Annotated in this window: 19 protein-coding genes; 7 read left to right on the top strand and 12 right to left on the bottom strand. The window is 29.1% G+C overall.

Annotation, left to right across the window (positions count from 1 at the left end; genetic code table 11):
• Positions 1-98: 98 nt before the first annotated feature.
• From Q1A15_RS17790 to Q1A15_RS17805, 4 genes are read right to left on the bottom strand one after another with little or no spacing between them, the layout of a single operon-like run.
• Positions 99-731 carry an alpha/beta fold hydrolase gene (locus Q1A15_RS17790; protein ID WP_299627223.1) on the bottom strand — a complete coding sequence of 211 codons (633 nt, stop codon included), beginning with the start codon at positions 729-731 and terminating at the stop codon, positions 99-101.
• 6 nt (positions 732-737) lie between these two features.
• Entirely contained in the window at positions 738-1,067 is a 330-nt protein-coding gene (locus tag Q1A15_RS17795; protein ID WP_299627225.1) for a hypothetical protein, read from the bottom strand.
• A gap of 3 nt (positions 1,068-1,070) precedes the next feature.
• Positions 1,071-2,330: a dihydroorotase gene (locus Q1A15_RS17800; protein ID WP_299627227.1), complete on the bottom strand. Its 1,260-nt coding sequence runs from the start codon at positions 2,328-2,330 to the stop codon at positions 1,071-1,073.
• Positions 2,327-4,261, bottom strand: coding sequence for a BatA domain-containing protein (locus Q1A15_RS17805; protein ID WP_299627229.1), 1,935 nt, complete (start codon positions 4,259-4,261; stop codon positions 2,327-2,329). The genes Q1A15_RS17800 and Q1A15_RS17805 overlap by 4 nt, the downstream gene beginning before the upstream one ends.
• Before the next feature lie 112 nt (positions 4,262-4,373).
• Between Q1A15_RS17805 and bshC the strand changes: the two genes are divergently transcribed.
• Positions 4,374-5,984: a bacillithiol biosynthesis cysteine-adding enzyme BshC gene (gene bshC / locus Q1A15_RS17810; protein WP_299627231.1), complete on the top strand. Its 1,611-nt coding sequence runs from the start codon at positions 4,374-4,376 to the stop codon at positions 5,982-5,984.
• Between the two features lies 1 nt (position 5,985).
• Here bshC and Q1A15_RS17815 read toward each other — a convergent pair whose 3' ends face one another.
• From Q1A15_RS17815 to Q1A15_RS17840, 6 genes are all read right to left on the bottom strand, one after another.
• Positions 5,986-6,897: a M23 family metallopeptidase gene (locus Q1A15_RS17815; protein WP_299627233.1), complete on the bottom strand. Its 912-nt coding sequence runs from the start codon at positions 6,895-6,897 to the stop codon at positions 5,986-5,988.
• Between the two features lie 86 nt (positions 6,898-6,983).
• The gene (locus Q1A15_RS17820; protein WP_299627235.1) at positions 6,984-8,177 is read right to left on the bottom strand and encodes a peptidoglycan DD-metalloendopeptidase family protein; all 1,194 of its coding nucleotides are present in this window, start codon (positions 8,175-8,177) and stop codon (positions 6,984-6,986) included.
• 112 nt (positions 8,178-8,289) lie between these two features.
• Positions 8,290-8,673 (bottom strand): BlaI/MecI/CopY family transcriptional regulator, encoded by a 384-nt coding sequence (locus Q1A15_RS17825; RefSeq protein ID WP_299627237.1) that lies wholly within the window; start codon positions 8,671-8,673, stop codon positions 8,290-8,292.
• Positions 8,674-9,075: 402 nt separating this feature from the next.
• Positions 9,076-9,612 carry an RsmD family RNA methyltransferase gene (locus tag Q1A15_RS17830; protein WP_299627239.1) on the bottom strand — a complete coding sequence of 179 codons (537 nt, stop codon included), beginning with the start codon at positions 9,610-9,612 and terminating at the stop codon, positions 9,076-9,078.
• A complete protein-coding gene (locus tag Q1A15_RS17835; protein WP_299627241.1) occupies positions 9,613-10,437 on the bottom strand; it encodes a DUF3822 family protein in 825 nt (274 codons plus the stop codon).
• Positions 10,412-11,146 carry a hypothetical protein gene (locus Q1A15_RS17840; protein ID WP_299627243.1) on the bottom strand — a complete coding sequence of 245 codons (735 nt, stop codon included), beginning with the start codon at positions 11,144-11,146 and terminating at the stop codon, positions 10,412-10,414. Before Q1A15_RS17840 ends, Q1A15_RS17835 begins: the two co-directional genes overlap by 26 nt.
• Before the next feature lie 105 nt (positions 11,147-11,251).
• On the opposite strand from Q1A15_RS17840, the gene Q1A15_RS17845 reads away from it, so the two are divergent.
• From Q1A15_RS17845 to Q1A15_RS17870, 6 genes are all read left to right on the top strand, one after another.
• On the top strand, positions 11,252-12,676 hold the full coding sequence (locus Q1A15_RS17845) for an AAA family ATPase (protein WP_299627245.1): 1,425 nt from the start codon (positions 11,252-11,254) through the stop codon (positions 12,674-12,676).
• 172 nt (positions 12,677-12,848) lie between these two features.
• Positions 12,849-15,338 (top strand): PIG-L family deacetylase, encoded by a 2,490-nt coding sequence (locus Q1A15_RS17850; protein WP_299627247.1) that lies wholly within the window; start codon positions 12,849-12,851, stop codon positions 15,336-15,338.
• A 182-nt stretch (positions 15,339-15,520) separates the two neighbouring features.
• Positions 15,521-16,357: a DMT family transporter gene (locus Q1A15_RS17855; protein ID WP_299627249.1), complete on the top strand. Its 837-nt coding sequence runs from the start codon at positions 15,521-15,523 to the stop codon at positions 16,355-16,357.
• 92 nt (positions 16,358-16,449) lie between these two features.
• Positions 16,450-17,691, top strand: coding sequence for a CapA family protein (locus Q1A15_RS17860; protein ID WP_299627251.1), 1,242 nt, complete (start codon positions 16,450-16,452; stop codon positions 17,689-17,691).
• A 26-nt stretch (positions 17,692-17,717) separates the two neighbouring features.
• On the top strand, positions 17,718-18,350 hold the full coding sequence (locus tag Q1A15_RS17865; protein ID WP_299627253.1) for a hypothetical protein: 633 nt from the start codon (positions 17,718-17,720) through the stop codon (positions 18,348-18,350).
• Positions 18,347-18,766 (top strand): hypothetical protein, encoded by a 420-nt coding sequence (locus Q1A15_RS17870; RefSeq protein WP_299627255.1) that lies wholly within the window; start codon positions 18,347-18,349, stop codon positions 18,764-18,766. The genes Q1A15_RS17865 and Q1A15_RS17870 overlap by 4 nt, the downstream gene beginning before the upstream one ends.
• Positions 18,767-19,202: 436 nt before the next feature.
• Here Q1A15_RS17870 and Q1A15_RS17875 read toward each other — a convergent pair whose 3' ends face one another.
• Positions 19,203-19,874 (bottom strand): DUF4272 domain-containing protein, encoded by a 672-nt coding sequence (locus Q1A15_RS17875; RefSeq protein ID WP_299627257.1) that lies wholly within the window; start codon positions 19,872-19,874, stop codon positions 19,203-19,205.
• Between the two features lie 8 nt (positions 19,875-19,882).
• Positions 19,883-21,493, bottom strand: coding sequence for a class I SAM-dependent methyltransferase (locus Q1A15_RS17880; protein WP_299627259.1), 1,611 nt, complete (start codon positions 21,491-21,493; stop codon positions 19,883-19,885).
• Positions 21,494-21,510 lie beyond the last annotated feature (17 nt).

Below are 21,510 nucleotides of genomic sequence, written 5' to 3' on the forward strand. Positions count from 1 at the left end.
GTTAAAAAGATAGAAGATATCTAAGTTTAATCTCGTGCAAAGGTAAGCGATATTGACTTAAAAGGGTTTATTATACATAAGTTTTGTTTATACTATAATTATAACCTTTTATGAATCCAATCTTTGAAACTATAAAAGTTCTGAGGAGCAACACCATGGCCTACTGGATATTCATGAAATTCGTTTAATAAATTTAAATTATTTAGAAAATCAGGTGTTTTTTTCGCCCAAGTAAAAGGAATTACTTGATCAACTAATCCGTGAGAAATATAGTAATCTGTTGTAATATCTGCAGAAATTTCATTAGGAATTAAATCTTCTAATAAATAACCACTCAAAGCAATTACGTGATCTACCTTGTTTGGATAGCGAAAACTTAATCCGAAACTTAAAATAGCACCTTGACTAAATCCTAATAAAAATGTTTTTTTAGTGTTGTATTTACGTTTAATTTCATCGATAAACTCTGCTATTTTATCAACAGAGTCACTAGCTTGAGCAACGTCAGAAAATTTTTCGTTGTTGGCATCAAAATTAATAGCATACCAAGCGTAACCTCCATAGCCCATTTCAAATGGTGCTCTTGCTGAAATTATTAAAAGTTCGTCTGGAAGTTCCTCAGCAAAGGAAAATAAATCATTTTCATGACTACCGTAACCGTGTAGAAGAATTAAAACATTTGGGTTTTCTACAGCTGTTTTCGGTGCTCTTTCTATGTAAAATAAACTCATTAAAAATTATATGCTTTTAAACCAATCTTGAAAAAGGTCGCCCACTATTGGACTCTTTTTCTCATCACCATTAATAGCTCCCATTAAGCCAATAAACCAAAGTACAGCTATTAAAGCGCCTACAATAAAGTATCCAAAATATCCAAAAAGTCTTAAAATTAACCAGCTGTTTAAAATTAAAAATATGTTTAAACCGATATTTTGACGAATATGAAAACTTGCAAAAGCGTTTTTACTTGAATTATTTAATACTATAGCCACAATAGTACCAATAATGGTTAAATAACTAATAATAGCATTAGTTTTACCTTCTTCGATTGATGTTAGATTTTTCATTTTTTAGGTGTTTAAAATTAGTTGTTGGTTAGCATATATACCATATGCCTTTCCTACTAGATTTTCACCTATAAATATACTGTTTTTTGAAGTTGAAATAATATCCTTTTCGTCAAAAGTCCTCGTTTCCTTAGGATTAAATAAAGTAATTTCTGCTTTCGCATTAATATCAATCACAGTATTTTCAATTCCGAAAATTGATTTTGGACGATCACTTAAGCATTTTACGATAGTTTCTACATCGAATACAGAAGCTAAAGCTCCAAAAGTGGTTTCCATTCCTATTGTTCCATCTTTGGCTATAGAAAATTCAACTTTCTTTTCTTCAATATCAATTGGGTTGTGGTCAGAAGTAATAATATCTATAACTCCTTCTTTAACTCCAGCTATTAATGCTTCTTTATCTTCTACTGTTCTAAGTGGAGGATTAACTTTTACTTTGGCATCAAATCCAATTAACTTTTCATCAGTTAATAAAAGATTATGAGCAGCAACACTACAAGTAACTTGTAAACCTTTGTTTTTTGCTTCTTTAATTAAAGCGACAGATTTTTTAGTAGAAATTGTTGGAATGTGTAATTTTCCCCCTGTGTATTCAAGTAAAAATAAATCTCGAGCAATTTGAATTTCTTCAGCTAAAGCAGGAATTCCTTTTAAACCTAATCGTGTAGCGTTTACACCTTCATGAGCAACACCCTCACCAGCGATCTTTTTATTTTTAGGAAAACTTAGTACTAAACCATCAAAATTTTGAGCATAAAGTAAGGCGATTTTTAAAAGATTATCGTTTTCGATTGATCTTTTATAATCACCAAAAGCAATAGCACCAGATTGTTGCATATCGTAAAGTTCAGCCATTTCTACACCTTCGCTTTTTTGAGTTAAAGCGCCAATAGGATGTAAATGCACAGCTTTATTACTTGATTTGTGAATTAAATATTCAATTGAAGATTTAGAATCTGAAATCGGATTGGTATTTGGATTTACAGCAATTCTTGTAAAACCAGACTTAGCTGCAACATTTAAACCGTTTTCTATAGTTTCACGTTCTTCATATCCTGGTTCACCTAACGACACACTCGTGTCAAACCATCCAGAAGATACATGTAAATTATCGAGTTCTACAACTGTGTAATCTTCTTTACTATCGATTACATCACTAATTTCAATAATAACTCCATCAGAGATTAAAATGTCTTTAATACTATTGTGAAACGGACTATTATTGTCTACAATCTTCGCAGATTTTAAAAGCGTGATCATACTTTAAAGTATTTTAAAATCAAAATTTCCAGCAACAAAGATACAATGGCAAGAATTAAAAACCATTTCCAAATCCAATGAACTTTGTATTTATTATCAATTTTATTAAAACCATCTTTTAATGAGTTACTTATAACAATATTTTCTTTTGAATTATCAATAGTGTTTAAGTTCAAATATTCAAGAGAACTTTCAGAAGCAGGATTGTTAAAGGCGATGGTATTAATTTTAGAATTTCCTTTCGAAATAGTATAAAATCCGTTTTGGTTAGGAAGCTCTTTAGTAATTAATCTTATTTTAGTTTGAAGCGTTTGTTGCAAAGGAATGAAAGAACTTTGTTCGTTCTTAATTGTTAGAATATCGTCTTTTTGAAGTCTTGTAGGAATTTCAATAGTATTTTGTTGTCCTAGAGTGTAGTATAGTTTTGAAAGTTTTAAACTTTGCTTTGCTATGTTGTAGAACACAGGAACAATCAAAGGAGAATTTGTAAAATTACTATTGTTTTTATTCAGAGGAGAAGCAAACCAAAATACATTGGCACTCGATAAAGCTATTTGTTGAATAAAACTTTCTTCATTTTCAAAAGAAACGATAGTACTTGCATTATTGAGTTTTGTATTGAAAAATGTATTTGTACTTGGATATTGAAAGTTTTTTACTTTTTTATCAAATACATTTTTAAATAAAGGATGATTAAAATTAATCTTAGTGATTTTTAATGAATCTACTTTCTTACTAAGTAATTTACCAACATTTAATCCTTGAAGCAATGTGTTATACGATTTAAACTGAGATTTTTCATTAGGAATAATAACTAAGTTCCCACCGTTTTTGGCATAGTCTAACAAGCTCTTATGTAAACTTTCAGGAATCTTGTCAACTTCATTTAAAAGAATAAGTTGTTGCTGATTAATATTGTTATAGTTAATGTTTTTAATAGCTGAAGAAACAAAGTTAAATTCATCATCAGTATAAATTCTAGCTAAGAAATCGTTGTTTTCTCCAATAGCTAAAACATTTATTTTTTCATTTGTATTTATTGAAAAGAAGAACTGGTTATCGAAAGCAAAAGTATCGTTAAAGTCAACTTTTACAACACCAGAAAAATCATTCATATTTTCAATAGCAAAAGGAACTGATTTTTGTGCGTTTTTTTCAATAGAGAAAGTTTGTTTACTTATCAATTTGTCTCCATTGTATATGGCAATAGGAACGTTTTCTTTTTTATTTCCTTGATTTTTAACATTAATATTTACCACATTTTTAGCATTCGCATCCGTAGAAATATAAACACTGTCAATAGCAATATTATCTTTTCTTTCTGGTAAAATCTGAGCAACAGTTAAAGTTAAATTGGCTGAAGAAAAACCATCTTTATTGATATTTTGAAAATCAGAAATTAAAAGGTTTTCTGTAGTATTGTTTAAGTTTGAAAGCTTTAATAAAACATCGTTAATAGATAAATTAGAAATGGTGTTTTTTATGTTAAGCAATATCTTTTTTAATTCGGTTTCTGAAATCTTATAGTGTACATTATCATTTGTAACTAATGAATATGTAGTATTATCCGAAGTTTTATCTATAATATCTTGAGCAGCAATTTTTAATAAATTTCCCTTAGCACCTTTAGCGTTAGTACTTAAAGAATTGTCTAAATAAATAGCTACGTGATTTTCTGTATTAGCTTTTTGATTACTGAAAAAAGGTTGAGCGAAAGCAAGAACAATAGCTGATATTAACAACAAGCGTGTACATAAAATTAGCCACTTTTTTAGCTGAGAGCTTTTTCTATTCTTAATCACTAAGTTCTCTAAAAATGCAACATTGGTAAATGCTACTTTTTTAAACTTACGTAATTGAAAAAGGTGAACTAGTATGGGAATTAGTAATAGAAATAAGAAATATAAAATTTCTGGATGTTTAAATTGCATTATAGACTATTTGTTATGTAAAAATAGAAAATAGATTTAATAAAGTTTTGTTAAGATCAATTCAAGTTGTGAGCAAAGCATTAAATTTGTTACTTTACTAAAAAAGTAAGTAATGTCGTTATCCGAGAGTGATTGTAGCACTTATATTCCATTTCAAGAAACAGGTTTTTTTTCTAAGATGATGTGTGATTATCTTGAAAAATCTGAAAAAATCACAAGTTTTTATCATAATTTTCCAGATCATAAAGGTTTTGAAAACCAGATTGATGAGAAGAAAAAAGCATTTTCAAAAGAACATAGGAATGTTTTAGTAGAAGTGTTGAAAAATCAATATTCAAATGTTTATGTTTCAGAGAAAACATTGGAAAATATAAACTTGTTAAATGATGAGAATACGTTTACAATTACTACTGGACATCAGTTAAATTTGTTTACCGGACCGTTATATTTCTTATATAAAATTATCTCTGCAATAAATTTAGCTGAAGAATTAGGAGAAAAGTTTCCTGAACAAAATTTTGTTCCTGTGTATTGGATGGCAACTGAAGATCATGATTTTGATGAAATTAATTACTTCAATTTTAGAGGAAAGAAAATACAATGGAATTCTGATCAAACTGGTGGTGTAGGAAGATTTAGTACTGAAGGATTAGCAGAAGTTTTACAAGTTTTTACTCAAGAAATTGGAAGTTCTAGAAATGCTAAATATTTAGAAGAACTGTTTTCTAAAGCTTATGTAAATCATGAAAAATTAGCCGATGCAACAAGATATATTGCCAATGAATTATTCAAAGATTTTGGATTAATTATTATTGATGCAGACGACGCAAAACTTAAAAATTTGTTTAGTCCGTATGTCGTAAAGGATTTAACAGATTCAGTTTCATTTAAAGAAGTTTCAACAACTAATTCAATATTAGAAGAGAACTATAAAATTCAGGTAAATCCGAGAGAAATTAATCTATTTTATCTTACCGATACTATTAGAGAACGAATTATTCTCGAGGAAGGAGTTTACAAAGTAAATAATACACCGTTAAGTTTTTCAAAGGAAGAAATCTTAGAAGAAGTAAAAAATCATCCAGAACGTTTTTCGCCTAATGTAATTATGCGACCTTTATATCAAGAAGTAATTTTACCGAATCTTTGTTATATCGGTGGAGGAGGAGAACTAGCTTATTGGATGCAGTTAAAAGCATATTTTGAAAAGGTTTCTGTACCATTTCCTATTCTTTTACTTCGTAATTCTGTACAAGTAATCAGTGAAAAACAATTTGGTAAGTTAGAACGATTATCAATTTCTTTACAAGAATTGTTTTTAAAACAACAAGATCTTGTGGCTAAAAAAGTAAATGAAAATGCTGAAGTTAGTTTTGATTTTGCAAGTCAGAAACAAACATTAAAACAACAATTTTCGTCACTAAGAAATATCGCAGCTCAAACTGATGCTTCTTTTGTTGGAGCAGTAAATGCTCAAGAGAAAAAACAAATGAAAGGTTTGTTAAACTTAGAGAAACGATTGTTGCGTGCTGAAAAAAGAAAGCAATCGGATAGTGTAAAAAGAATTACAGATTTGCAGAATAGTATTTTACCAAATCAAAGTTTAGAGGAGCGTCAACGAAACTTTTCTGAGTATTATTTAGAATATGGCAACGATTTTATTCAAACGTTAAAGCATGAATTAAAACCGTTGCAATTAGAGTTTTTTGTATTGGTAAAATAAACTAGAGAATTAATCTTTGACCAATTTTTAAAGTGGTTGTTTTTCTAATTTTATTTGTTTTACATATCCTACTTATCGATGTACGATTTTTGTAAGCAATTCCAGAAAGTGTATCTCCGCTTTTAACGATATATACTTTACGCTTACGTTTTTTATATGCTATAGCTTTATCATATGTATCTAAAGTAACAAGTTTACTTTGTCTTCTAGAACTATGGTAATATGCTCTAGCCCAATCTCTGGTAACCCACAAATTTTTACCTCTTATTGTTAAATCGTTTCTAAAATTGAGTAGATATTCCGGGTTAATTGCTGTTCCCTTGTAACGAGTTTCTAAGTGTAAATGACTACCTCTAGAACGACCAGAGTTTCCGCCTAAAGCAATGACTTGACCTTTTTTAACAATATCGTTTTTCTTTACTTTATAACCAGATAAGTGTGCATATAAAGTTTCTAATCCATTATCGTGTCTTACCACAACAGTTCTTCCATATCCTGAGCTATAACCTACAAAACGAACTTTACCACTTAAAATGCTAAAAACACTATCACCAGTTACAAGATCAATATCAATTCCTCTGTGTGGTCTTCCTCTTCGCCATCCGTATCTTGAAGTTACCACATGTTTTTTAGAAATAGGAGAAGCATAAACACTATCTGTAAAACTTACCTCAAAAGGAAAGCTATTATGTACATCTCTATAAGCATTAACAGTTGTTGTATCCCAATTCTGACTATAAATTAAATGATTTAAACTATCATTTTTTTGTGCAATCTTTAATGAATCTTTCTTGTATGCTTGAAGTATAGAATCTAGTTTTAAAAAACTGTCATTAATATTTTGACTGTACATATTTATTGATAAAAGAGCTACAGTAACAAATAGTAATACACGTTTAATAGTATGTTTCATGTTTAAGTACATAGTTTTTCTGCTCTAGCTAACAGCTAAAGATTTGTTTTTTATTTAAAAATTAAATTTGATTAGTTGATGATTGATTATTTGAGATAATTCATTGGATTTACATATTCACCATTTTGTTTAATTGCATAATGTAAATGCGGACCTTTAATGCGTCCTGTTGCCCCAGTGTATCCAATGATTTCTCCTTTTTTTACAATTTGATTTTTCTTACAATTGAATTTATTAAGATGTGCATATAAAGTTTCATATCCATCAGCATGTTTTATAATGATTAAATTTCCCCAATTTCCTTCAAAAGAAGCAGTAGTTACAATACCATCTGAAGAAGCAACTATTGGAGTATTTACTTTTGCTCTAAAATCCACTCCATTATGAATTTTAGCTTTTAAGTTTTTAAAAACTTTTCTGTTTACACCAAAGTAAGAAGTTATATATGGTTTCGTACTTCCTTGTATAGGATAAGTAAATGTTGTTGTTTTTTTTGCTTCACTAGTAGTAATTTCTGGAGTAATAATCGAATATTCTTTTTGAGTAAATGAAAGAAGACACAACAAACAAACAGGAACTAATACTAAATATTTTAGTTGATGAAGTTTATTCGTTTTTGTTTTACAGATCATTTCAACACGATTTTTAATCATAGATTGATTAAAATAACTGTATAAATTCTTGTTATGATTACTGTTTATAGTATCTAAAAGTAATTGTAAATACTCAGAAATATTAATGTTTTTATCTTTTAAAACTTTAGAATCTACTTGGAATTCATGTACAGATGTTAAAGATTTTCTGAATAAGTAAACAATAGGATTAAACCAGAAAAAAGCGATGAATATTTCAGTTAATAAACGATCTAAAGTATGATAGAAATCAGCATGTTTTTTTTCGTGATCGATTATGATTTTATCAGCTTTATCTGTTGATTCCAAAGGAATAAATATCCAATTGAAATAAGAAAACGTTTCTAAGGTTTTACAAAATACTAATTGATATTTCCCAGAATGTGTTATAATTGCGTCTCTTCTTAATTTATACAAATGAACAATTGCTTTTCCAATTTTAAAAAAGGAAAGAAGAATACCAATTCCGTATAAAAAATATAGTATTTGAATGTAATTGATTTGAAAAAAATCTATTGTAGTGTTAGTCTGTAATGCATTTAAATTCTCGGAATGCATTTCATTAAAAACAGGAATATTCGTTGGAATAACTTGAAAAGAGTATTTACTCTTTACAAAAGGAATAATGATAGAAATAGGTATAATCATTATTAAAACAATCCTGTTTAAATTATGAAAAGTATGCTTACTTAACATCAATCGATAAATAGAAAAAAGAAAAGTAAAAACTAAGCTTGTTTCTAATAAGTATATGAAATTACTATACATCTTGATCTTTCAGTTTTTTTATTTTTTCTTCAATTAATAATTTGATTTCTTCTAATTCAGAAAGATTTAAATTTTCATTTTGAGTGAAATAGGAAGCAAATTGACCAGATGAACCATTAAAGAAACTATAAATAACATCTTGCATGTATTCATTAAAATACTTTTTCTTAGTAATAAGAGGATAATATTCTCTTGTTTTACCATATGTATTATAGTCTATAAACTTCTTTTTAACAAGTACACGAACCACTGTTGAAATAGTCGTATAAGCAGGTTTAGGCTCAGGAAAAGCATCTACAATGTCTTTTAAGAAGGCTTTTTTTAGCTTCCACAAATAATGCATTATTTGCTCCTCTGGTTTGGTTAATTTATTCATGTGGCTAATATATAAAAACGAATTACTATAACTATAGTTATAGTAATAAAAAATATGTTAAAATAGATTTTTTAACATTTAAGCGAAATAAATTGGGAGTAGATTAGTGAATTTGCCATAAAATTCCCAACATTAATAAAAAAGGTAACAGTAATGAAATAACTATACCTAATGAATTTAAAATTATGTCTGAAGTGAATTTTATTTTATAAGAACTAATCGTATTGACTATTGAGATTATAAATAAACTAATACATACGATAAGTATCCATAACTTATAATAAAAGATGAAAAGATTGGACTTTGGTATGTGTAAAGAGCTTACAATAAGGCTACCTAAACAAATCAAGAAAATAGGGAAAAAGGTTAGGTAGATCTTTTTCATAATTCTCGTTTCTGTAATTAATTTTCAAAGAAGCTAAAAACATTACCTCCATAACGTTTATCGTAACTATGTTTGGGATGTTTAGATAAATCTGTATGTTTAGAATGTTCAATTATTAGTACTCCTTCTTCATTTAAAAGTTCTTTTTCGAATACTAAATCTGCCACTTTTAGGAATTCTTCTTCAGAAAAATCATACGGTGGATCTGCAAAAATAACATCAGTTTTAAGTGCAGTTTTTTCAAGGAATTTATAGACATCACTTTTAAAAGTAGTAATGTCAACTTCTAATTCTTTAGCGATTTTATTAATAAACTTTATGCAAGCAAAGTGAGCATCTACAGCATAAATTGTTTCAGTTCCTCTAGAGGCAAATTCATAGCTGATATTTCCAGTACCAGCAAATAAATCTAGTACACTAATAGAATCGAAATAATATAAATTATTAAGAATATTAAATAAAGATTCTTTTGCCATATCTGTAGTTGGTCGTACAGGTAAGTTCTTTGGCGCTGAAATTCGTTTGCTTTTATATTTTCCTGAAATAATACGCATTTATGATACTAGGGTATAAAGTGAGTGATCAAAGAAAAATTCCGACTTTTTAAAAAAGTCATGATTCGGTGTTAAAAATTCTATGTTCTTTATGTAATCGTAAGCTATTTTATAAATATCGAATTCATGTATAATATTTCCAGAGAAATATAAGGTAAATTCATTGATGTCCATTTCTAATTGCTCAACACAAAATAAGATATAATAAATAAAATCTTCTTTAGTATTGTAAGAAAATGAATTGTATAAAGAGAATTCGCTGTCCTTTATAATAATAACATCTACATTAGAATACGATACATTTACAAAAAGGCTGTTGGTATTAAACTCTTCTTTTCGATCTAAAATCTCTTCAATAAATAATGTTGAATGATGTTTATATTCAAATTCACCAAAATTTTGAAACAGATAATTATTGATATTTACATAAGGAATGTAAACATTTTTAGCTTCAATTTTTAAATCATCAAAAACAACTAAATCAGAAGAAAGAGTTTGAATAGTATAGTTCAAATAAGATTTAATATGCTGTTCATCAAATAAAGCATTAGGAACTATTGTAGAAAGTTTATTTCTATGAATAGCCGTTACTTTTTCGAAGTCAGCTTGTAAATCTTTATCTGTTTCAAAAGCTTCTACTATTTTATCTAATAGAAGGTTAGGAGTGTTTAAACGTTCTTTAAACACATATTCTGTAACTACTAAAATCTCATTAGTAGGAATATCTTTTACACAAAAAGAAAATCCATCCAAACTAAATTGGATGGACAACTTTTTATGTTGAGATATGATTTCTTTATTATTCTTCTTTCTCAGCTTTTGCATCTCCGGTATCATAATATGGAGGCCAGTTACCACCAGTAGAAACTTCATTTAAAGAACCAACAGATACTTTACTACCTTTAATTTGATCTGCTTCAATTACTTCTAATTCTTGCTTTACAAGGTGTCTTGCTAATCCTTTTAAGATTGATTCCTTATCGATACTAGCTTCAAATACTGGTACAAATAAACCTGTTACTTTTTCGATACTACTAGTTTCTAACTTAAACTCTTTATCAGTATCAGGAACTTTGAACATGTTAGTAAAGTCTTTACCTTCAAAATAATCGATAATTGGCTCGTATTTAGAAATACGCTCTTTACGAATAGATTTCTTTTCAGTAATTCCACCACCAACATCAACGATTGTATCTTGGTTATATACTTCAATAATAGCTAAAGAATCTTTTTCTATAAAATAGATTAAAGAGTCTTTATTACTAGCGTAAGTATTTTTTACATCTTTATATTTGATTTGTGCCTCTCTAATTAACTTTAATTTATCAATCACTTTAGCATAACGTTTCTTTTTCTCGATATCGAACTTGATAGGCTCCATTACACCGCTATAAATCAAAAACGTTAAATACCCAGCTAAAGCCAATAATAATATTGAAACTAAACCTCTAAGTTTTAATGGAACGAATTTGACTATGATAAAAGCTAATAAGAATGTACCTATTAAAGATCCTATAATTAGTAATGCTAACATTGTTTTTAGATTTTTTAAGTATGATAATCGCAAATCTACAATTTTTTTTCAATCATGAAAACAAATATTTAATAATACATTTACCTTTGTCGTTTTATTTTAAATATGATTAAATCTGCTAACGATTTCCATAAAGAGATAATTCAGAAATTTTCTTACGATCCAACACAAAAACAGTTAGAGCTAATAGATCAATTAGCTGAGTATATTTTTAACACAGATACGAATAAATTGTTTTTGTTAAAAGGATATGCTGGAACAGGAAAAACTACAGTAATTAGTACTGTGGTACATAGTTTATGGAAAGCCGGAAAAAAAGCAGTTTTATTAGCGCCAACTGGTCGAGCTGCAAAAGTTATTTCTGGATACTCTAAAAGACAGGCATTTACGATACATAAAAAGATTTACTTTCCTAAGAAACAAACTAATGGAGGTGTAAGTTTTGTGATGCAACCTAACAAGCATACCAATACTATATTTATTGTAGATGAAGCTTCAATGATTTCTGATCAGGTACAAAATGCGAAGCTATTTGAAAACGGATCTTTATTAGACGATTTAATTTCATATGTATATTCAGGTAAGAATTGTAAATTGATTTTTATTGGAGATACCGCACAGTTACCTCCTGTAAAATTAGATGTGAGTCCAGCTTTAGATGCAGATAAATTATCACTTCATTTTAACAAAAATGTAAACGAAATAGAGTTAGATGAGGTTGTTCGTCAGCAACAAGACTCCGGAATTTTGGCAAATGCGACAGATTTAAGACTGTTAATTCAGAACGAAGGAATAGATTTTCAGTTCGATGTAAATTTCCCAGATATTGTTCGTTTACAAGATGGATATGAAATTCAAGATGCTATTACAGACGCATACGATGGTGATATTGGAGTAGAAGATACAGCAATAATTGTACGTTCTAATAAAAGAGCAAATCAATATAATTCACAAATTCGTACAAAAATACGTGGGCAAGAAAATGAAATTTCAGTTGGAGATTATGTAATGGTTGTTAAAAATAATTATTTCTGGTTGAAAGATTCTTCTTCAGCAGGCTTTATTGCGAATGGAGATATTTGCGAAGTCATGCGAATTAATGATATTAAAGAGTTATACGGATTCAAATTTGCTGAAGTAACTATCAGAATGATTGATTATCCTGATATGAAACCCTTTGAAACTGTATTACTTCTTGATACTTTAACTAGTGAAAGCCCTTCATTAAGTTATGAAGAGTCAAATCGTTTGTATGAAGCAGTGAAAGAAGATTTCGCACACGAAAAATCGAAGTACAAACAATTTATGGGCGTTAAAAAGAATAAATATTTTAACGCACTTCAAGTAAAGTTTTCTTACGCTATGACTTGTCATAAATCTCAAGGAGGTCAATGGAAAACAATATTTATTGAACAACCATATTTGCCAGACGGTAGTAGTGTAGAATATTTACGTTGGTTATATACTGCCATAACAAGAGCCCAAGATAAATTGTATTTAATCGGTTTTAAAGACGAATGGTTTATTTAATTTGTTGATTTGAATAGAGTTTTCAATTCATTTAAATAAGAAGTTAGTCGTGTTATCGTATTTTTACTTTATACGTACACATTATCAACTTATAAATGTTAGTGTTTTGTTAAACTCAACTGCATAGAATAGTAAAAAGACTACATTTGTTTGTAAATCTTAACTATTAAAAATGAACAAAAAGATACTAGTTAGCCTTTCATTTTTGCTGATTTCTTTTTCAGTTTTAGGTCAAAAACCCCAAAAATTAACTACAAATCAAATCTACGAGAAAGTTCAGAAGCTAAACTTTCTAGGTTCAGCATTATATGTTGCAGCGCATCCAGATGATGAAAATACTCGTTTAATAGCGTATTTAGCCAACAAAGTAAAAGCAAGAACATCTTATTTATCGTTAACAAGAGGAGACGGTGGGCAAAATTTAATTGGACCAGAAATTCGTGAATTATTAGGTGTAATTCGTACTCAAGAATTATTAGCAGCCAGAGGAGTTGATGGCGGAGAACAACGTTTTTCTAGAGCAAACGACTTCGGATATTCAAAACATCCAGATGAAACTTTAAATATTTGGGATAAAGACAAAGTCTTAGCAGATGTTGTATGGGCAATTCGTACATTCAAACCAGATGTTATTATCAATAGATTCAACCATAGAACTCCAGGAACAACTCATGGTCATCACACAACTTCAGCAATGTTGAGTGTAGAAGCTTTTGATTTAGCCGCAGATAAAACAAAATATCCTGAACAATTAAAATATACATCTACTTGGCAACCGAATAGTTTATATTTTAATACATCTTGGTGGTTCTACGGAAGTAGAGAAAATTTTGCAAAAGCCGATAAAAGCAAAATGTTAAACTTCGATATTGGAGTATATTATCCTTTAAAAGGAGTTTCTAATAACGAATTAGCTTCTTTAGCAAGTAGCCAACATTTATGTCAAGGTTTTGGTAGATTAACTACTAGAGGAGAGCAAACAGAATATGTTGAGTTCTTAAAAGGAAAGTTTCCAAAAGATAAAAAGGATATATTCTCTGGTATCAATACTACTTGGAATAGAGTAGCTGGTGGTGGAGCAATTGGAGATATTTTATATGAAGTTGAAAAGAATTTCGATTTTGTAAATCCTTCAAAGCATTTACCAAGTTTATTAAAAGCTTATCAGTTAATTGATGGTTTAAAAGATGAGCATTGGAAAGCTATAAAATCAAAAGAAATAAAAGAAATTATAGAAGCTTGTGCTGGTTTATATTTAGAAGCATCTGCAAAAACATCAAGTACAACACCAAATTCAGATATTAAAGTAGATTTTGAAGCTTTAAATAGAAGTGGAGCTTCAATGGATTTGACTTCTATTGAATGGTTACCAAGTAAGAAAATAGTAAAGAAAGATTTAGCTTTATCTGATAATAAGAGAAAAAACTTTACTGAAACTGTAGCTGTAGGAAGTTTAGATTATTCTGCTCCATATTGGTTATCTGATGAATGGGGATTAGGAATGTACACGGTAAAAAATCAAGAATTAAGAGGAAATCCAGAAACTTCTCGTCCGATTCAAGTGAAGTTCAATTTGATGATTGAAGATACTCCAATTTCATTTACAAAAAATATAGTAAGAAGATATTCTCAAAGAGATAAAGGAGAGATTTACGAGCCATTTGAAATTCTACCAAAAGTAACAACAAAATTAAAGGATAAGGTTTTAATTTTTTCAGATAGTAATTCAAAAGAAGTTATTGTAGAAGTAAGATCTGGAGAGAAAAATGCTTCAGGTAAAGTAGCGTTAAAAGTTCCTAGTGGATGGACTGTTACTCCGAAAGAAGCTAATTTTAATATTACTCAAAAAGGAGATAAACAAGTAGTTTCGTTTACTGTTTCGCCTTCAAAAAATCAATCAGAAGGGTTTATTGAAGCAATCGCATCTGTTGGAAATCAGAAGTTTGATAAAGAATTAATCGAAATTAATTACAATCATATTCCTAAGCAATCTGTTTTATTACCATCTAAAGCAAAAGTTGTTCGTTTAGATATCAAAAAAGAAGGTAAAGAAATAGGATACATTCAAGGATCGGGAGATGCTGTTCCAGAAAGTTTACGTCAAATTGGTTATAACGTAACAGAGGTTACTCCGGAAGAAATTAATGAATCAACATTAAATAAATTCGATGCAGTTGTAGTTGGTATTAGGGCTTACAATACAAAACAAGTATTACAGTTCAAACAAAAGCATTTATTAGATTACGTTAAAAACGGAGGAAATGTAGTTGTTCAGTACAATACAAATAGGAGAGTAGATGTAAAACCTCCTTACGATTTACAGTTATCAAGAGATAGAGTTACAGATGAACATGCTAAAGTTGAAATTTTAGCAAAAGAGCATATGGTCTTAAACTATCCAAACAAAATTTCAAATAAAGATTTTGAAGGTTGGGTACAAGAACGCGGATTATATTTCCCAAATAAATGGGCGAATGAATTTACTCCAATTTTAGCAATGAATGATAAAGGAGAATCTATTAAAAAAGGAAGTTTATTGGTAGCTAAATATGGTAAAGGAAATTACATCTATACAGGGTTAAGTTTCTTTAGAGAGTTACCTGCAGGTGTTCCTGGTGCTTATCGATTATTTGCAAATTTACTTTCAGTAAAAGAAAATTAAGATTCAATTACTTAAATAAATATAAAGCGAAGTAATACACTTCGCTTTTTTTATGCAATTGTTTAAAGATATAAGTAAAGTAACACTTAAGTTTAATTTATCTCTTAATTAGTTTTATTAGCTTTTTAAGAATATGTTTGTTTGAAAGAGAAAACTAATCGTGTAATTCTAGATTAATAAAGATGAAAAAAGCTATTTATTTAATGTTGTTAAGTGCTTTGTGTTTTACAATTATGAATGTGTTTGTAAAATATTTATCAGAATTTTCAACATATCAAAAAGTGTTTTTTAGAGCTTTAGGATCTTTAGTGTTTACTATGGGATATTTATTGTATTACAAAATCCCAATGGGTGGAAATCAAAAAAAGTTACTAGTTTTAAGAGGTTTGGTTGGAGTAACGTCAATGGGATTGTTTTTTGCTTCTACAGATTACTTATCTATAGGAACGGCAGTTTCTTTACGTTATACATCACCAATTTTTGCAGCAATTTTAGCCGTGTTTTTTTTGAAAGAGAAGATTTTTAAATTGCAATGGTTTTATTTTATAATAGCTTTTTTAGGAGTTTTACTTATCAAAGGATTCGATAATGAAATCAATATTTTAGGATTGTCTTTAATTTTAGTTTCTGCTTTCTTCAGCGGATTAGTCTACGTAGTTATTTCTAAGATTGGTAATAAAGATCATCCAGTAGTTATTGTAAATTATTTTATGTGGATTTCTGTGATTTTAGGTGGATTGTTATCAATTTCTAACTGGAAAAATCCGCAAGGAAATGAATGGTTTATTCTTCTTAGTTTAGGTGTTTTCGGTTATTTCGGACAGTTATTTATGACTAGAGCTTATCAGTTAGGTTCAGCAAATAAAATCGTACCATTAAAATATGTAGAAGTAATCTTTACTATGATTTTAGGAATGATTTGGTTCGGTGAAGCCTATCCGTTATTAAGTGTTTTAGGTGTACTTTTAGTAGTTGTAGCTTTAGTATTAAATGTATTATATAAGCAGAAGGTTAAGTAAAACTAGAAAAAAAGACATTAATAATTTTCTACACTTCAAACTTTAAACTACCCACTTTTTAATATATTGCTATTCTAAATGATTTACATCGTATGAAGAAAGTAAGAGTAGTAATTTCTATTATAGTTTTAGGTTTAATATATACTTGTGCATCGAAAAAGACAGTGCAAGAAAAACAAACTACAGAAACAAAAACGAAAGTAGAAGAAACAACTAAAGAAGAAAAATTTGTTAAGGAGGTTAAAGAAGAGAAAAAAGAACTTCCTAAAAAAATAAAAGTACTAAAGAAAGATGATGAAATAAGTTTGTTGTTTATCGGTGATTTTATGGGACACATGGATCAAATAAAAGCTGCTTATAGCAAAAAGACAAAAACTTACGAATACGATTCTTGCTTTTCTAAAATAAAACCAATTTTAAGTAATGCTGATGTAACTTTAGGAAATTTAGAAGTTACTTTAGGCGTAAAACCATATTCAGGTTATCCGCAGTTTAGTTCTCCGCCGTCATACGCAAGCGCGATTAAAAATGCAGGAGTAGATATTCTTACAACTTCTAACAATCATTCGTGTGATAAACGTAAAAAAGGAGTAGAGCGTACTATTCATATTTTAGATTCATTAAATATTGGTCATACAGGAACATTTATTAGTGCTATTGAGAAAACGAAGAATCCTGCTTATGTGATTGATAAAAACAATTTTAAAATTGCTGTTATTAGCTATACATATGGTACAAATGGATTAAAACCTACTAAGCCAAATGTTGTAAATTATTTAAAGAAAGAAACGATTAAAAAGGATGTAGATTACATTAATTCTTCGATCAACCCAGATCAAATTATAGCTTTTGTTCACTGGGGAGATCAATATAAAGATCTGCCAAATAAATCTCAAAAAGATATGTTTACATACTTTAAATCTTTAGGCGTAAATATTGTTATTGGAGCACATCCTCATGTTTTACAGCCTATGGAATGGCACAAAGCAACTAAGGAAAATGAACAAGAAAGCTTAGTAGTTTATTCTTTAGGGAATTTTGTATCACATCAACGTACTTTTCCAAGAGATGGAGGAGCTGTATTTAAATTATGGTTGAAGAAAGGAAAAGACAATAAAGTAAAAATTAAGAAAGCCGATTATTTTCTTACTTGGGTACACGAACCCGTAGTAAACAAAAAGAAAGAGTATTATGTGTTACCTGCCGATGCTTATACTAGCAAGCCAGAAGCTTTTACCAAGAAAAAAGATTATGATAAAATGATGCGTTTTGTAAAGCATGCTAGGAAGTTGTTAGGAGAGCACAATAAAAATATAAATGAGTATAAAAAGTAAATTGTTATTAAGTTAAGAAGAAGCAAATGGTAAATATAAACTCAATAGCTATTCCTACATTTGATTGGGTAGAAAAAGAAAAAAATGCGAATTTACTTGAGTGGAGTTCTAAAGATAGAGCGAAAATACTTTCAGTTAATTTTTTTAATATTCCTCCAGACCTGCCAACTATACAGAATATCCATATTTTAAGAAAGATGTACGGAGAAATGTTAAGAAATAATAATGGAGGTATTGTATCATTAGATATTGTTGAATTATCAGGATTCAAAGCAGTAAAAATTATAATGAAGTTTCCTCAAAATCCTGGTATGGCTTATTTATCGTCTTACACGATACCATTTAGAGATTATAGTTTTGTAGTTAAAATCCAAGCATCTGAAAGTGGAGTTTCAGGTATGAGAGATACTGTGATTTTTAATAAATTATTGGCTAACGGAGAAGTAAAAGTTGTAGATAAAAATATAGAGAATTGGTTTTACGATCCGTATGATGCTACTATTTCGGATGGAATAAGAATGAACAAATCTGAAGAAGAAAAATATGATGAAGAATTTCCTGAACATCCATTAAGTATTTCAAGAAAATTATTCCGACAAATAGAGAAAGAAATTAAGTTCGAAAAAGAATTATACGATGTTGCTAAATTTGAAAGATGAAAAAAGAAAATTTAGAATCACATAAGTTTTTACCAAGTGGAGAGTGGGAAGGTTTTTATTGTTATTCACATTCTCCTGCACAACATAAAATGTTTATTGAATTAAGTTTCAAAAAAGGAAAGATATTCGGATCAGGTACAGACGATATCAACTATTTTTCTTGGAAAGGAGAATATAGTTTAGATACGTTTAAAATTAATATGGTAAAAACATATCCGAGTCATACTGTAGATTATAATGGAGATGTTGATGAAAATGGTATTTGGGGAAGATGGAATATAGGAGCTAATTTTAGTGGAGGTTTTCATATCTGGCCAAAAAAACAAAATTCAGAAGAAGAATCTGAAGCGTTAGAAGAAAGCGTAAAAGAGTCTAAAAAATTAAAAAAGCTATTTGTAGAAAAAATAGGAAGCTAAAAAAGTAATTCAAATTTTAGTTGTTTTCAAGCCTTATTTAAAGATGAAATAGAGTTGATATCAAATCACACAATTGATATTATATTTTCATTTGGTGATTAAATTTTAACATTAAAAACAGCGTTTTTATACGTTTTAAAAAATGTTATAAACTGTTTAATAGTTGTTTACCCTTGTGTGAGTGTTAATTTTTTAAAATGCTTACCAATCTTTATGCTAAATCATTACCTTTGATGCAAGTGTCTATATATTAATAGTTTTTATTAATTATAGATGACTATTCTTCAATTTCTGTTTTTTGATTAATTCAACGTTAATTACAAAAGATAACACTAATTTTTTGTAATGGAAACATTGTTTGATGGGCGGGGAAACTTATTTACATTTTATGATTTTACCTCGCTTTATCTTACGGTGTGGTTAACCAAACAGTACTTTATGTACTTAAATCTGTTTCTTCCCAAGATATATTAGAAAGCATCCAAGTTAAAGCATGTCTTTTTTCGTGAATTACTCCACCATTTCCAATAGGATCAAAATTTTCTGGTACTGTTTTATTACCTAATTGTGCGCTTCTAACCGCATTGTGCAAACAATAAAAAAGATCTTCTTGAAAAACTACATCTGTTTGGTTTTTTTCTTGCAGTTGTTGCATCCAATCTTCAACAGAATCATCAATTTTAGCACAGAATTCAAAGAATAAGTTTCGAGCTATTTCACCGTTCATCATTTCTCCGGAAGGTAATAAGTCACCAAACCCAAAAAACCAAGCTAAAGGAAGTGCGTTTTCAAACTTCCAACCGATAGAATTTATAGCATTCTGATCGCCACGCTCGGCATTCAAAAAATACATTTCTTCTTCAGTAATAAAATCATTCAGATCATTATTATCTATAAAGTCTAATATCTTTTTATCTGAAAGTTCTTCAGGGCGAATTAATACCCATAAAACTAATGCTTTTATAGCGTGTAATCTTTTTGCAATTTCAATTTTAGGTCTTAGTTCTACTTCTTTTATCCAAGGTAAAGAAGCTGCATATGCAAAGCCATGAGAAGTACAAATTTTATTGATCTCTTTTCTTTCTTCTGATAAATCTACAGATATCATAGTAGTTTTTATTTAAATAAGTTTATTGATACAGTTGCTAATTCAGAATTAGGAAACTTTTTGAATGAATTTTCAAAAGGTTCTAAACCAATAGCCTTTAAGGCGCTCATATATTCATCAATCTCTATAATATATTGATCAGAATAACCGTGAGTTGCATCATAAGCAGTAGCAGCAGTTTTTCCTAAGTTTTTAGCAACCAGTTCTGGTTTAGAGGTATGTAATTCTATAAGTAACAATCCGAATTTCTTGATATAAGGTTTCCATTTATTAAAATGTTGTTTTAAAGATTCTACAACAAGATTATTGTTTAATCGAATACCTCTGTGTGTATACGCACCAGTAGAATTGGTTGTAGTCATATTAGGGTTTGGTTTAGGCGTTTCCCAAATTCTATTATGATCTAAGAACGTACGAACATTTAATAAATCAGCTAAATCTATTCCGTATTTTTCATTTAAATCTTGAGACATCGCCTCAGGATTTCCAATATCTCCCCAAATAACTTTGGCCCAAATATCAGCTTGTACTAAGTTCTTTCGTGTAATTTTCAAAGCCGCTTCATTATAGTCTACACCAATTAAAAATAACGGATGATCTTCCAATACTTTTCCACGTGCTGTTCTATTTTCAATTACGTTAAAAAGGTGTTTTAAAAAAGCACCATTTCCACAACCAACATCTAAAATTCCTTTGGGTTGTTCGTGTATTGGTTTATTAAATAAATTGATAATAATTTCATCTAATACTTTAAAATAAGCAGCATGAGCTCCACCACTTCCCCAAACATTCATTTCTCTATCGAGATGAATTTCTTCATTCCCTTTTCCTTCAGATCTAAAAATGGTAGGATCGCCAAAAATAAACTTATCTAGTTTTCGAAGTGTTGGGATGTAAGAAACCGTTACGCCATAAGCACTAGCTCTTCTTGCAAAAAACAATCCGATATCGGTGAACTCATATGAATCTCCAGATTTATTAAACCATTTTAAGTGTGTTAAAATATCTAATAAGCGGCCAAAATTCTCAGGATCTTTATGGAATTCTTCAGCTTTAAATTTAGTTTGCATGAAGTATTTATGAAACATTCCTTTCATACCTAATAAAACTAAAGTCGGCCCCACAATTATACCTTCAATATGAGTTAGTATTTGTGTTTGTATTTCTTTAGTTTTCTGATCTTCAGAAAGTGTTACACCAAAATTTTGGGTAAAGTTTTTAAATAATGCTTCAAGTTTTAAAAAAGGTGCGACTTCGAATTTACGTGGACTAAATTGTTCTGAAAATTTAAGTAATTCTGCAGCTTCTTTATACATATGAAAATGCTGAAAAGCAATTTCAGAAACCTCATTTGTACTTACTTTGATAGTATCTGAAGTATTATCAACCTTGTATAGCAACCAACCTTGAGAAGCCAGAGTACGTAACGCTACATTTAAATAACCTTCATTTGCTTTAAAGTCTTTTGCAAGCTCATTTATCGTAATAGATTTCTCCTTTAATAAATGTGTTGTAATTCCTTTTTTATGAAGCTCAAAGGCAGCAGGACAAGTAACGATTCCGTCTAAATGTCTAAATAATTTACCTCTGAGTTCTGATTTTTCTTGTTTAGATAGCATACTGAAGGTTAGTTTGT

The organism is uncultured Tenacibaculum sp. (assembly GCF_947495995.1).
Taxonomy (GTDB): domain Bacteria; phylum Bacteroidota; class Bacteroidia; order Flavobacteriales; family Flavobacteriaceae; genus Polaribacter.